This is a genomic window from Dolosigranulum pigrum ATCC 51524, from assembly GCF_000245815.1.
Taxonomy (GTDB): domain Bacteria; phylum Bacillota; class Bacilli; order Lactobacillales; family Carnobacteriaceae_A; genus Dolosigranulum; species Dolosigranulum pigrum.
In genome coordinates this window covers 858,193-871,965 of record NZ_JH601103.1, presented here as the reverse complement: position 1 = coordinate 871,965, position 13,773 = coordinate 858,193, and the positions used below count along the sequence as shown (strand labels likewise).

Below are 13,773 nucleotides of genomic sequence, written 5' to 3'. Positions count from 1 at the left end.
ATACCACCTTATACTGCTTTCACCTGCTATTATTCGTATTGAGCAAGTGATAAAATGTCGTATCCTTCAATTTTTTCACGACCATTAAGCGATAATAACTCGATAAAGAAAGCTGTTCCGACAACTTCTCCACCTAATTCTTCAATAAGATCAATTGTCGCTTTAATGGTACCACCCGTTGCAAGTAAATCATCGCAGACAAGTATACGTTGTCCTGGAGTGATCGCATCTTTATGAAGTTGTAAGACATCATCCCCATACTCAAGCCCATAACTTTTTTCGATAGTTTCTCGTGGTAATTTTCCTTTTTTACGTGCGGGTGCGAACCCAATTCCCATCTCATAAGCAACTGGGCACCCTACGATAAACCCTCGAGCTTCTGGCCCAACAATCATCTCAACTTCTTTGTCTTTACAAAATGCTACAATTTCTTGAATTGCTGATTTAAACGCTTGACCATCCGCTAAAAGTGGTGAAATATCGCGAAACACAATACCTTCGCTTGGATAATTTTCAATACTTGCAATATGTTTTTTGATGTCCATTACTGAATCTCCTTATTCCATAACATAAATTGTGTAATTAGTTCATTTATTGAGCTGTATACGAATAATTCTTCTGCTTTCATAAGAGAATTAAGTCGCTGATACGTCATTGTTTCATGTAAATTTACTTCAGTGGGCTGCTCTTCTAATATAAGCATATCCCCTTTTATTTTAACAAACTTTGCTTCTAAAAACATCTCTAAGAGATATTTAATCATATTTTCTTTTATTCCCAAATAATGGGCAATTTTTTTCGGTAAATTTTTAATAGGTAACTGCTTATGCTTGAACAAATATTTATAAAGCGTTGTCTCTTGCTCACGATTAGGCAGACCAGTCATATAGACATCTTCATGGGAATATAAATATAATATGAGTTCATTGTCCTTAATTATGGGCCAAATTTGTCGGAATTGTTCAATTGAGTTCGGACAATCCACGAGAGCTACTTTAGTTGTCGATAAAATTTTGTCCGTCACTTGCTTAGTTACTAAGATAGCTTCTGACTGTGGATGAATATGTGCTATAGAAGCTTGGTAAATCTTTGGATGAAAGAATACATAAGTTGTATTAGGGTGCTTAAATAATGACTTGAAGAGATCCGTCACACGCTTGTCCGTTACAAGTGGCGTAAGTACCTCAATATCCGAAATCATGAATTGCGCTTTACGATGACCATTCCATTCGTTAATATCTAGTTCTCCAACCAAACTCATTTGCGATTTTGGCGTTAAATACTCCGCAGCCGAGCCCAAGCCAAACCCGATCGCATCTAGTGACTGATTAGCCTTATCAGATACTGTCAGCTTCAGATGACTCTTATCCGCCCCAATTCGTCTCACTTCAGACGGATGAACCGCTTCAATCAGATGAATTGGCTTCTTATTGTTCATCCCAAATGGTCTTAACAAATTAACTTCTTCAATTGCTTCAACAGAGACTGTCGCAAGATCCAATTGATTGTCAATCGCAATAGTTGGTTTAAAAGCTGTCTCTTTTTTTATTCGAGTCGCCTCTTGCGTTAAGTACTCTCGTAATGTCTCAACATTTTCGAGAGGAATTGTCATACCAGCCGCCATATGATGCCCCCCAAAGCTCGTAAATAAATCTCGTTTTTGATTACAAATATTAAATAAATGAAAGGCTTCAATACTTCGAGCAGAGCCTTTCACTACTCCTTGCTCTGGCTTCTTTTTCATTACAATAGCTGGCTTCCCAAATTCACGAACAAGTTGGCTTGCAACTATTCCTAATACGCCTTCGTGCCACTTTTCATCCCATAACATAATAATATCTGGAGGGGATTCACCAACTTGCTCAAGGGCTTCTGCGACTATTTGGTCGACAATCGCTTTTCTCTCTTCATTCCATTCCAATAATTGCGGAACTAATTGATTAATTTGATCATCATCAATTGATACTAATAACTCGACTGCCGGCGTAGCATCTTGTAATCTACCCACTGCATTCAAAATAGGGGCTATCTTGAAACCAATTGCAGTCTCATCAATGTCCTGCAACTTAAGCTCTAATTGCTCACATAATTGCCAGATTCCCGCTCGACTAGTCTGATTCAATTGTTGCAAACCAAATTTTACAATGGCTCGATTTTCACCCAATAAACTAACCATATCGGCTACTGTTCCAATCGCCGCTAAATCAAATACTTCAACTGGAAAATCTCCCAGTAAAGCATGGGCAATTTTCAAAGCCACACCTGCTCCCGATAAATCGCCGAATGGATAATGAGCAGCAGGATGTCTAGGATGGACTATAGCATAAGCATCAGGCAAGTCATCTGGCAAATCATGATGGTCTGATACAATAACATCAACCCCTTGCGCTTGAGCAGACATAATGGCTTCCTGTCCAGATACTCCGTTATCAACTGTTAGAATCAGTTCGGTCCCTTCCTTAATCAATTGGTTAAATACCTCTTTATTAGGCCCGTAACCATCTGTAAATCGATTAGGAATATAATAATTAACATGAGCTCCCACTGACAGCAATGTCTCATACATAATAGCAGTACTCGTCACGCCATCCGCATCATAATCACCATAAATCGTAATAAGCTGCCCTTCTGCAATCGCTTCTTCCAATCGATCAATAGTTCGTTGCATATCATGTAATAAGAAGGGATCATGCAACCATGTTTCATCTGGTTGAATAAAGGACTCTATTTCCTCGATTGTACGCAAGCCTTTTTGATAACAAATACTTAAAAAATAAGGTGAATAACGGGTTTCGTCTGCTAATGCTTGAACAGTTGTATTATCCGGCAATGAATGAACATCCCATTCCATTTGTTTGATCAAGAGAATCCCCCTTTCTTATTTACTAAATAATGTTTGTAAAATCTTGTCGCCTACACTTGGCATTACGTGATACAGTGCATTACCTAACTTCAAACTCCACGGCACTGTAATTTCTCGCTTAGCATGACCAATTGATGCCACAACTTTGCTAGCCACTTCTTCACTGGATAACATGAACCGCTCCACACGCTCTAAATACTGTTGCCCTGAACCAATTCGTTCAAAAAAGCGTGTATCAACGGGACCGGGATTAATCGTTGTAACGTGTATATTATATGGTGCAAGCTCTACTCGCAAAGCATTACTAAAAGCAATGACTGCCGCTTTTGTAGCAGAGTATACAGCTGTTTTAGGTGTAGCTACCTTTCCCGCCATCGATGCCGTATGAAACAGATGACCACCACCATGATCTAACATTTGGATGGCAATTCGTTGCGTTACATACATCAACGATAAAATATTTACTTGAAATAACTTCTCAATATCTTGGTAATTATTTTCGACGAATAATTCAGTTATCCCATATCCTGCATTATTCATTAAAACATCCACCCGATGCTGGTCTAAAATAGTTGATAGCACCTTATCCACTTGATCAATATCGGCTAAATCTAGCTGATACATATAAGCTTTATGCCCGCTTGCTTGTTCACATGCTTCTTTCACTGCACTTAATCGTCCATAATGGCGTCCAGTTAATATTACCGTTGCTTCTTTCGTAGCGACTTGTTTGGCAATTTGTTCACCGATTCCTGAGCTAGCTCCGGTAATGAGTATAGTCTGCCCTTTAAGTGATGGTGATGCTTGCACAAAACTAAATAATGATTGCATAATGTCCCCCTTCAAAAGTGAAGAGCGAACTGACAAACGTTCGCTCTCTTATTATTATTGGTTTAAACTATCTATCGATTACGACTCCTGCTCGACGTGCAAAACCTCATACTCATCCAAATCATTCATCACATATGTTTCTTCAAACACTTCGCGAGCTCCCTGTTCTAAAGCTTTCACATCATGGTACAAATAGCGTGAACTAATATGGTTTAACAATAAGGTCTTCACCCCAGCTGATTTTGCTTGATGGGCGGCTTGCACATTAGTCGAATGATTATAACTACGAGCTAGCTCCTTATCCGGGTGAGCAAAGGTTGCTTCATGTACTAAGACATCTGCTCCCTTAGCGAGGCGGTAAATAGATTCAGTTGGTTTCGTATCTCCTAAAATGGTAACAGTTCTCCCTTTAATATCCGGACCAATATAATCTTTCCCGTCTATTTCACGACCATCATCCAAGATAACAACCTCTCCTTGCTTTAGCCGACCAAACAATGGCCCAAATGGTACACCAGCTGCTACTAATCGCTCGGCATCTAAAGAACCAATCTTGTCTTTCTCTTCAATCCGAAAGCCATAAGCATCGACTCCGTGGTTCAGTCGCTCGACACGAACCGTGCAATAATCCGTATCCATTAATACGTCCCCATCTGTAAACTCAACAAACTTTAATCGGTACGAAACACGGGTATGAGACAATTTCAATGTTGACAAGACAAAATGTTTAATTCCTTTAGGCCCGTAAATAGTCAACGGATCTTCTCCACCTTGAAAAGAACGACTACTTAAGAATCCAGGTAAGCCATAAATATGATCGCCATGCATGTGTGTGATGAAGACTTTATTAATTTTTCGCGGCTTCAATGTCGTGTGCAGTATTTTATGCTGCGTTGCTTCGCCACAATCAAATAACCAAATTTCATTTAACTCATCCAATAATTTCAAAGCTAAACTTGACACATTTCGATGCTTAGAAGGCACACCAGACCCTGTTCCTAAAAATAATAACTCCATACTGCGTCATCCTTTAATGCATCTTTTTATTCGACAAACTCAAATACAAAATCTTCAATTCGAACCAAATCCCCATGAAGAGCACCTTTTTCACGGAGTTCAGCATCAATTCCCATACCACGTAATTGTCTAGAGAATCGCATAATGGCTTCATCATGGTCGAAGTTCGTCATCGCAAATAAGCGCTCTAATTCATCACCATAAAGAACCCATGTCCCGTCTGGATCTTGTGTAATGTGGAATGGTTTTTCTTGAGTCTCATGTTTATAAACAACGCGATCTTGTTCTTCTTTTGCATGAGGCACATAATCCGGTAAGTCTTCAACCAAATCAGCTACTCGTCTTTTTAACTGATCTAAACCGGTTTTAGTTAAAGCAGACACTTCAATAATTTCATGATCTAATCCTGCTTCTGTCATTTCTTCTTTGAAAATCTCTAAATTATCAGCTGATTCAGGCATATCCATCTTATTAGCGACAATAACTTGTTTTCGCTCTAACAAGTTTAGTTCATAACTTTCCAGCTCTCGATTAATCGTCTGGAAATCTTCGAATGGATCACGTCCTTCCATTCCACTCATATCGATAACGTGTAATATTAATCGCGTGCGTTCGATATGTTTTAAGAAGGAAATACCTAAACCGACACCTTCTGAGGCCCCCTCAATCAAGCCAGGAATATCAGCTAATACAAAACCGCGTCCATCATCTAAATCGACTACTCCTAAATTAGGCACTAATGTCGTAAAATGATAGGCTCCAATTTTAGGTTTTGCACCTGAGATAACTGATAATAAGGTTGATTTCCCAACTGATGGAAAGCCAACTAGACCTACATCAGCCAAGACTTTCAATTCTAACTCGACATCACGTTCCTCACCAGGTTCGCCATTTTCGGCAATAGATGGCGCGGGATTATTATGTGTGGCGAAGTGTACATTTCCTTTACCCCCACGACCTCCCTTAGCAATAATAGCTGACTGGCCATCTTCTTTCAAATCAGCAATAAATTCACCAGTATTGGCATCTCGAACAACTGTGCCTGGTGGGACAGCTATCTCAAGAGCTTTAGCATTTTTTCCATGCATATTTTTACGCTTTCCTTTTTCGCCGTGATCAGCTTTAAAATGAGGATTGTAGCGGAAATCAACTAACGTTCGCAAACCTTCATCCACGACGAAGACAACATTTCCACCACGACCACCATTACCTCCAGCCGGTCCACCATCTGGCTCATATTTTTCACGACGGAAGGCCACCATCCCGTCGCCTCCTTTTCCTGCTTTTACATTTACTTTCGTATAATCAACAAACATACTCATTATTACGCCTCCTTTCAAAAATTTTGCTATAGTAACCTATAAAGTATCTTCTATAACAATGCGATTCAATTCATTGGCACTAAATGTCACGATTAATTCGGTCAATAACTTATGGGCTTCTTCACGTTGTTCATCATTGTAAGAAGAAGCTGTTAAATCTGACTTAGTTACCCACTTAAAATGAGCCAATGCATCCTTGCTAATAGCTTCCGAATCAAGATTGCTAATGACCGTTACTTGCTTTGGTGTCTGTCTAACTTCTTCAATCATTTCAGATAGTTGTATAGGTGAAATAGACTGCGCATCCATCAATATAAGATCCGCTGTTGCTAGACGATAACAGTACCCACACTCAGCAATTTTCAACCGTTGCTGGGCTGTATTGATAAGTTCTGTTATCGATTTAAGTTGTTTAGATTGAGCATTATCAGATAGACAAAATATGACAGACGCATCCGTTAAATACAAGATTAAAAAAGCGCGATAAAGCGTCTCATATGAACGTCCCATTATAACAACATTTTGCAACGAAGTATTCTGTTCCACATACTGCTTCAACCAATGATCGCTTGCTGTTAACAACGGATTCAATCCACTATTGTCATATAATTTAAAATTAAATATCAATACCTGTTGAAAAAGTTGCTGCAAATAGTTCCCCATCGTCTGAGAAGTTTGAGCTAACAAAATAGCTTCTGAAAAATCTTTGAATGCTAACTCTTGCCCATAATTATCTCGTTCTTGACCACTTATTTGAGCTAACAAATGTTTCATTACATCATCAGCAAATTTACTATATGTTTCCAAGATGACTTCTTTCAGCGATTTCTCAGCATAATTAGCCAAGTACCGCAAAAAATCACCATGTTTAAATTGTGCTTCATCTACGTATAGATAATATTCATTCTGAAATTCTGATGTGAGCAAGAGTACTTCTTCCACCCCAGCGAATTGCTTGATATCAATGAGATGATTGGCTTTATCCTGAGCTGACAGTCGGTATCGGGCAATATCTTGTTCCGAAACCGTCTCTAAGCTGACACCATACATAATTACTTTCATAACTAGTCATTCCTTATATAATCCAACATGATAGACCATGCTTCTTCTTTCCCATCCAATGTATGTGATGAGTAAATAACAATATGATCCTCATCATCAACGTTCAACGCCTTTTTCAATTGACTTAGATGTTTGTTATAACGTGACTTTTTAATTTTGTCAGCTTTAGTTGCGACAATTAATACCGGCAAGTCAAAGTACTTTAAATACTCGTACATCTGAATATCCAACTCAGTGGGTTCATGTCTAAAGTCTACAATTTGCACTACGAGAGATAATTCTTCTCGAGCGGAGAAATAATCTTCCATCATTTGACTCCACTTCTCACGTTCACTCTTAGACACCTTAGCATACCCATAACCAGGTACATCGACAAATAAGAAATCATGATTAATATTAAAAAAATTGAGTGTCCGTGTTTTTCCCGGTTTACTCGATGTTCGTGCTAACTTTTTTCGGTTAATCATCGTATTAATAAAGGATGATTTCCCAACATTTGACCGCCCAGCTAATGCAATTTCGGGAAGCCCCTCATCAGGATACTGTTCCGGTCGAACAGCACTTATTAAGATATCTGCATAATTTACTTGAACCATTTCTGTTGCCTCCTTGCATTTGCTGAAATCTCCCTACAATTATATCACAAAATAAGAACAAGTAAAAACACTCACTGCCTCCTGATGTCGCCCCAAAAGTTAGAGTAACCCTTCTAATTTTATAGGCCCATCTCCGGACAATGAGTGTTTATGTTTATTTGCTATGAAGCAATTAAATTACCTTCTTCATCATAGAACTTCGGCTGTTCTTCATGATTAGCAGCTTCTTTGGTGACAACTACTCGTTTCACGTCATCATTGGATGGTACATCGAACATAACATCCATCATCACACTTTCAATAATTGAGCGTAATCCACGTGCTCCTGTATCGCGTTCGATCGCTCGGCGACCAATAATACGCAAAGCTTCTTCATCGAACTCCAACTCTACATTATCCATCTGGAACAACTTACGGTATTGTTTAACTAGCGAATTTTTCGGTTGCGTTAAGATCTCAACTAAATCCTCTTCCGTTAATTTATCTAATACAGAAGTTACCGGAAGACGACCAATAAATTCTGGAATTAAGCCGTATTTCAATAGATCTTCTGGAATAATGTGGCGCATAATGCTTTCTTTTGTGCTTAGATCTTTCCGCGTACTTGAGGCACCAAATCCGATTACTTTATCACCGAGACGTTCTTTCACAATATTTTCGATCCCATCGAAAGCTCCACCTACAATGAACAAGATATTGGTTGTATCGATTTGAATCATTTCTTGTTGAGGATGTTTACGTCCTCCTTGTGGGGGAACACTTGCTGTCGTCCCTTCCAAGATCTTGAGCAAGGCTTGCTGAACACCTTCACCACTCACATCACGTGTGATAGAGACATTTTCCGATTTACGGGCAATTTTATCAATCTCATCAACATAAATAATGCCGTGTTCTGCTTTATCAACATCGAAGTCAGCTGATTGCAACAACTTCAATAAGATATTTTCCACATCATCTCCGACATATCCCGCTTCGGTTAAGTTTGTGGCATCCGCAATAGCAAATGGGACATTCAGAATACGAGCAAGTGTTTGTGCAAGATACGTCTTACCTGATCCAGTTGGTCCAATCAGACAAATATTACTCTTTTGAAGTTCAATATCATCGTCCTCGCCCGTCATCTGATCTAAGTAATTGACCCGCTTGTAATGATTGTAAACCGCAACAGAGAGTGCTCTTTTGGCTGCATTCTGGCCAATAACATAATCATCTAAAATGTCACGAATCTCAGCCGGCTTCGGCAAATCTTCAATTGTTTGGGCCGTATCTACATCAATATCTTCCATAATGTCATTACACAAATCGACACACTCATCACAAATATAGACTCCTGGGCCCGCTACAACTTTTTCTACTTGATCTTGGGATTTTCCACAGAATGAACAAGTTACATTCTTCGGAGCATCTGTATCTTTCTCCATTAGTTCATCACACCTCTACTTCATTGTTCATATTTTTAGTGTAAAAAAGGAATGCACGAGCATCCCTTTTTTCTTTCTCATCACTGTATTGTAAAATAAATTATTCGCTATCCTCATCAGATGCTTCAACTGGCTCAAGTACTTCTTCAGCCGTTGTTGTAATTAGATCAATTGATTTTTTCAATGAAATATCGTGTTTCAATAGATCTTCTGATAGAATGCCGCGAACACGGTCTTCTTCCATACCATATTGTTCAGCTAGATCTTTGATTTCAGCATCAATATCTTCAGTTGTTACATCGATATTTTCTGCTTTAGCAATCGCTTCTAAGACCAAGTTTGTCTTCACATTGAAGTCTGCTTCATTGCGGAACTGATTGCGCAACTCTTGTTCAGACGTACCAATCATACTCATGTATTGATCTTTGCTGATACCTTGTTGTTGCAAGTTATTAATAAACAAGTTGAATTGACGGTCAACTTCTTCATCAATCATTGCTTCAGGGATTTCAGGAACTTCTGCATTTTCAACTGCTTTTTGAATTGCTTCATCATCTGTTGCCTCAGTTGCAGCTCGGTCTTTAGATTTCTCTAACTGCTGACGAATCTTATCTTTTAATTCATCCAATGTTTCAACTTCATCATCGACATCTTTTGCAAATTCGTCATCCAACTCTGGAACACGTTTTTCTTTTACTTCGTGGACAACAACTTTGAAAACAACATCTTGGCCAGCTAACTCTTCTGCACCATACTCTTCAGGGAAAGTGACCTCGACATCTTTCTCATCGCCTGATTTTGCCCCAATTAATTGATCTTCAAAACCTGGAATGAATTGACCTGATCCAAGTTCAAGTGAGTGATTTTCTGCAGAACCACCGTCAAATTTTTCACCGTCTTTGTAACCTTCGAAGTCAATCACAACTGTATCGCCTTCTTCAGCCGCATCATCTTTTAATGCTAATTCAACGGCACGCTGGCGACGAGATTCTAATTCATCAGCAACATCTTCATCCGTTACTGTACGGTCTTGTTTAGTTACTTCGATATTTTTGTAGTCACCTAAAGTCACTTCTGGCTTCAACGGAACTTCTGCGATAATTTCCCAGTCAGCATCTTTTTCCATTGACTTAATATCAATACTTGGCTCACCAACTAATTCGAAATCTTCATCTTCAAGTTCTGCCAATGCTTTTTGGTAAGCACGTGGTAAGAGGTCGTTTAATGCATCTTCGTACAATGCCTCTTCACCATACATCTTGTTGAATAACTTACGTGGAACTTTCCCTTTTCTGAAACCAGGAACGTTCAAGCGACCACGTATTTTCTTAAATGCACGGTCCAATCCTTCTTCGATTGTTGCTCTTTCAATTGTAAACTCAATTTGTCCAGTTACTGGACCCTTTTTTTCAAATGTTGCTGTCATAGACTCTATAACCTCCGAAAACAATTTATTATAATATTTTTTACTTTATAAACATACTCTTTAATCATACAATAGAGTACGCCATTTGTAAAATTTTTTGCTCAAATTATGGCAATTAATTTATTAAACCACTTTTTTTGTTGATTTTGTTGTTCATTTTCTGCTGTCAAGAACGTATGCTGTATAAATTTTTGTTGATAGAGCAGTACCCAATGATCAATATCTTGAATTACCTCCCCAACAAAAGGATATAACTGCATAAGATGAAAGACAGCTTCTTGAATAATAACTTGTCGCTGATTAGGATACTCCATTAGCTGGTGATCAAGCTGATGAATGATCTCTTGCGATAAAGGTGCTTCTTCGAATACATCAAGGGTTGCTAATACAATCTGTCGCTCCTGCCCGTGCCAATATAAATCAAGTGCTTCCTTACAATTTTTTTGCAGCAACACTTGAATAAAGCTAGTCTTCACCAATTGAGACAAATCTGTCGCTGTTAAAATAGCAGGAGCTAAATTAAGTAATGTGTCACTGCTTAATAAATGAGCCTGCGAGATAACCTCTAATTGATGGGGCTGCTCAAGGGAACGAAGCCTCCTCAGTTGCTGATTTAGATCGTCCATGTCTACCTGATCATACCTTCGTAACGTCGATACGGCTTGAATATCATCGATCAACGTTGCCCACTCAGGATCACTACGATTCCCTTCCTGCAAAACCGTTGCTATTTCTAAAGCTGTCTCCGTTTGACCCGATGCCATAAGCAGCTGACAATATTGTTTACTTAACCTTTCATGGGATAAGACGTCTTCTATTCTATCATCCATGAGGGTAAGTGCCTCGTCATATGCTCCTATTTTATTGGCGAAAAAACTCACCAAATGTAGCACTTCCAAATCGTCTGTTTCTTGAAGGAGCAACTTAGCATAGTGATAACTTGCTACATAATCCTCATTCTCTTCGGCTTGTCTTATCTGCTGTCTAAGTTGTGCCGAATTATACGGAAATTGATACACCTTACCCAAAACTGTAATCTCCTTTTATGGCGAAAAGCGCCAGTACTGTGACTAACGCTTCTAATACTAATTATTCTGTCTCATCTTCATTAGCTTGATATTTAAAGCCTTCGATATCTTTGAAGTTGACAACTGTTTTTTCTTCCATTAAATCATGCATCTCTTTTGAAGAGTTCTCCCAGTCGATCCGAACAATCGCACTGTTAGTCAATAACTTCTCAATTTCTCCCTCCATAGGTTCTTCTCTAAAGGAGAACATTATTACGTCTCCGATATCTGGACGTAAATTTTCTTTAATTGTATCGATAATTTCGACGGCTTCTTTGTAATCAAGCTCCAACAAATTAGCAATTCGCGAATTACTGGCACCTTTTCGCAGTTCTGTTTCTACTAAATTTTGAATTTCGTTTGTAATTTTTGGTTTAGCCATAAACATCCCCTCTTCTTAATCAAGTCGTGTACCTACACCATTTTATCATAAATCTCTTAACAAAGCCACTGATAGCCATTATATCTGTCCCCTTCCCCCATAAAAGAAGTTCATATTAACGAATGATTTTCTAAGTCAAACACAGAAAAAGCCTTACAATCGCAAAGATTGTAAGGCTTTAGCGTATCCGAGAGGATTCGAACCTCCGACCGTTCGCTTAGAAGGCGAATGCTCTATCCAGCTGAGCTACGGATACATCACTCAATCACAAGTAATATTTTACCATCTTAATTTTAAAAAGTCAAGATATTGTTCAGAAATCCTTCATTTTATATAATACCCGAGAATTAAAGTAGATTCCTCCAATTCTCGGGTTACTATTTAGATAAGAACCATTCATATTAATTGAATTGAGCGTTAAATTTTCGGCACATTAATACAATTCCAAGTAACGATCTTTTTCCCATTCAGACACACTGGCACTATACTCTTTCCATTCAAGTTCTTTCATCTTGACAAAATGGGTATAAATATGATCGCCTAATGCATCTTGCATGAGAGGACTCGCTTTTAGTTCATTAATTGCTTCTTTCAATGTGGATGGTAATTGTTTAATACCTTCTTCTTCCAGTTCTTTCTCATTCAAGTCATACATATTTTGGTTTTTAGGCTGTGGGGCTTCCATTTTGTCTTTGATCCCTTGTAGACCTGCCTTTAAAATACAGGCCATTGCTAGATACGGATTGGCACTTGGATCAACTGAACGCACTTCAATACGAGTGGATTTACCACGCGAACTTGGAATGCGAATCATCGGTGTACGATTTTGGCCGCTCCACGCAATGCTAGTTGGTGCTTCAAAGCCAGGAATGAGTCGTTTATATGAGTTGACGATTGGATTCGTAATAGCAGTCAGTCCCATCGCATGATCAATTAACCCAGCGATAAAATGTCCCGCATCGATTGATAATGTCTCACCATCTTCATCAACAAATGCATTCTCTTCCCCTTTAAATAAGGATACATTCATATGCATCCCAGAACCATTAATCCCTTCGATCGGTTTCGGCATAAAGGTCGCATGTAAGTTATGTTTACGTGCCACTGTTTTAACAATTAATTTAAAGGTTTGAATATTATCACACGCTTCAATCGCTCCTGCATATTGCCAATCAATCTCGTGTTGACCAGGTGCGGCTTCATGGTGACTCGCTTCAATCTCGAACCCAAGTGCTTGCAGTTCTAATACAATATCACGACGACAGTTCTCAGCTAAATCATTCGGCGCTAAGTCAAAATATCCCCCATTATCATTCAATGTATCAGTTACTTTTCCGTCTTCATCAAATTTTAACAAGAAAAACTCTGGCTCTGGTCCTAGGTTAAACTCGGTAAACCCAAGTTCTTCAGCTTCTTTTAAAACACGCTTTAAGTTTCCACGGGGGTCCCCTTTAAAGACTTTACCATTCGCATGATAAACATCACAAATCAGGCGTGCTACCTTAGCTGGCGTAGACGTTTCTGTCTCCCATGGAAAAATAAGCCATGTATTCAAATCTGGTTTTAAGTACATATCCGACTCACTGATACGGACAAAGCCTTCGATTGAACAACCATCAAACATCATTTGGCCATCCAGAACTTTATCAATCTGTGAAACAGGGACTTCCACATTTTTGATTGTGCCTAAAATATCGGTGAACATTAAGCGTAAAAATTGAATATTTTGTTCTTTAATATCATTTTTTATCATCTCTGGGCTAACTTGTCTCATCTTATCACCTAT

The 13,773-nt window shown here is 38.7% G+C and carries 12 protein-coding genes and 1 tRNA gene; all 13 read right to left on the bottom strand.

What is annotated here, in order from left to right; all coding sequences use genetic code 11:
• Nucleotides 1-29: 29 nt before the first annotated feature.
• Nucleotides 30-545 (bottom strand): adenine phosphoribosyltransferase, encoded by a 516-nt coding sequence (locus tag HMPREF9703_RS03980; protein WP_004635806.1) that lies wholly within the window; start codon nucleotides 543-545, stop codon nucleotides 30-32.
• Nucleotides 545-2,863, bottom strand: a complete 2,319-nt coding sequence (recJ, locus tag HMPREF9703_RS03975; RefSeq protein ID WP_004635803.1) for a single-stranded-DNA-specific exonuclease RecJ — start codon at nucleotides 2,861-2,863, stop codon at nucleotides 545-547. The genes HMPREF9703_RS03980 and recJ overlap by 1 nt, the downstream gene beginning before the upstream one ends.
• 15 nt (nucleotides 2,864-2,878) lie before the next feature.
• Nucleotides 2,879-3,694, bottom strand: a complete 816-nt coding sequence (locus HMPREF9703_RS03970) for an SDR family NAD(P)-dependent oxidoreductase (RefSeq protein ID WP_004635802.1) — start codon at nucleotides 3,692-3,694, stop codon at nucleotides 2,879-2,881.
• 78 nt (nucleotides 3,695-3,772) lie between these two features.
• A complete protein-coding gene (gene rnz / locus HMPREF9703_RS03965; RefSeq protein WP_004635800.1) occupies nucleotides 3,773-4,711 on the bottom strand; it encodes a ribonuclease Z in 939 nt (312 codons plus the stop codon).
• Between the two features lie 26 nt (nucleotides 4,712-4,737).
• Entirely contained in the window at nucleotides 4,738-6,033 is a 1,296-nt protein-coding gene (gene obgE, locus HMPREF9703_RS03960; protein ID WP_004635798.1) for a GTPase ObgE, read from the bottom strand.
• A gap of 36 nt (nucleotides 6,034-6,069) precedes the next feature.
• Entirely contained in the window at nucleotides 6,070-7,095 is a 1,026-nt protein-coding gene (locus HMPREF9703_RS03955; RefSeq protein ID WP_004635796.1) for a glutamyl-tRNA reductase, read from the bottom strand.
• Between the two features lie 2 nt (nucleotides 7,096-7,097).
• Nucleotides 7,098-7,691, bottom strand: a complete 594-nt coding sequence (yihA, locus tag HMPREF9703_RS03950) for a ribosome biogenesis GTP-binding protein YihA/YsxC (RefSeq protein ID WP_004635795.1) — start codon at nucleotides 7,689-7,691, stop codon at nucleotides 7,098-7,100.
• 161 nt (nucleotides 7,692-7,852) lie between these two features.
• Nucleotides 7,853-9,112: an ATP-dependent Clp protease ATP-binding subunit ClpX gene (gene clpX / locus HMPREF9703_RS03945; RefSeq protein ID WP_004635793.1), complete on the bottom strand. Its 1,260-nt coding sequence runs from the start codon at nucleotides 9,110-9,112 to the stop codon at nucleotides 7,853-7,855.
• A 100-nt stretch (nucleotides 9,113-9,212) separates the two neighbouring features.
• Nucleotides 9,213-10,538 carry a trigger factor gene (gene tig / locus HMPREF9703_RS03940; RefSeq protein ID WP_004635791.1) on the bottom strand — a complete coding sequence of 442 codons (1,326 nt, stop codon included), beginning with the start codon at nucleotides 10,536-10,538 and terminating at the stop codon, nucleotides 9,213-9,215.
• A 101-nt stretch (nucleotides 10,539-10,639) separates the two neighbouring features.
• Complete coding sequence (locus tag HMPREF9703_RS03935) at nucleotides 10,640-11,566, bottom strand: hypothetical protein (RefSeq protein WP_004635789.1); 927 nt, start codon at nucleotides 11,564-11,566, stop codon at nucleotides 10,640-10,642.
• A 61-nt stretch (nucleotides 11,567-11,627) separates the two neighbouring features.
• Nucleotides 11,628-11,987, bottom strand: coding sequence for a DUF2187 family protein (locus HMPREF9703_RS03930; RefSeq protein ID WP_004635787.1), 360 nt, complete (start codon nucleotides 11,985-11,987; stop codon nucleotides 11,628-11,630).
• A 182-nt stretch (nucleotides 11,988-12,169) separates the two neighbouring features.
• Nucleotides 12,170-12,243, bottom strand: a tRNA-Arg gene (locus tag HMPREF9703_RS03925).
• A gap of 177 nt (nucleotides 12,244-12,420) precedes the next feature.
• Nucleotides 12,421-13,761, bottom strand: a complete 1,341-nt coding sequence (gene glnA, locus HMPREF9703_RS03920) for a type I glutamate--ammonia ligase (RefSeq protein WP_004635785.1) — start codon at nucleotides 13,759-13,761, stop codon at nucleotides 12,421-12,423.
• Nucleotides 13,762-13,773 lie beyond the last annotated feature (12 nt).

Coding starts and splice junctions, on each gene's coding strand:
- HMPREF9703_RS03980 (WP_004635806.1), bottom strand. CDS start 545: ATGGACATCAAAAAACATATTGCAAGTATTGAAAATTATCCAAGCGAA.
- HMPREF9703_RS03970 (WP_004635802.1), bottom strand. CDS start 3,694: ATGCAATCATTATTTAGTTTTGTGCAAGCATCACCATCACTTAAAGGG.
- rnz (WP_004635800.1), bottom strand. CDS start 4,711: ATGGAGTTATTATTTTTAGGAACAGGGTCTGGTGTGCCTTCTAAGCAT.
- obgE (WP_004635798.1), bottom strand. CDS start 6,033: ATGAGTATGTTTGTTGATTATACGAAAGTAAATGTAAAAGCAGGAAAA.
- HMPREF9703_RS03955 (WP_004635796.1), bottom strand. CDS start 7,095: ATGAAAGTAATTATGTATGGTGTCAGCTTAGAGACGGTTTCGGAACAA.
- yihA (WP_004635795.1), bottom strand. CDS start 7,691: ATGGTTCAAGTAAATTATGCAGATATCTTAATAAGTGCTGTTCGACCG.
- clpX (WP_004635793.1), bottom strand. CDS start 9,112: ATGGAGAAAGATACAGATGCTCCGAAGAATGTAACTTGTTCATTCTGT.
- tig (WP_004635791.1), bottom strand. CDS start 10,538: ATGACAGCAACATTTGAAAAAAAGGGTCCAGTAACTGGACAAATTGAG.
- HMPREF9703_RS03930 (WP_004635787.1), bottom strand. CDS start 11,987: ATGGCTAAACCAAAAATTACAAACGAAATTCAAAATTTAGTAGAAACA.
- glnA (WP_004635785.1), bottom strand. CDS start 13,761: ATGAGACAAGTTAGCCCAGAGATGATAAAAAATGATATTAAAGAACAA.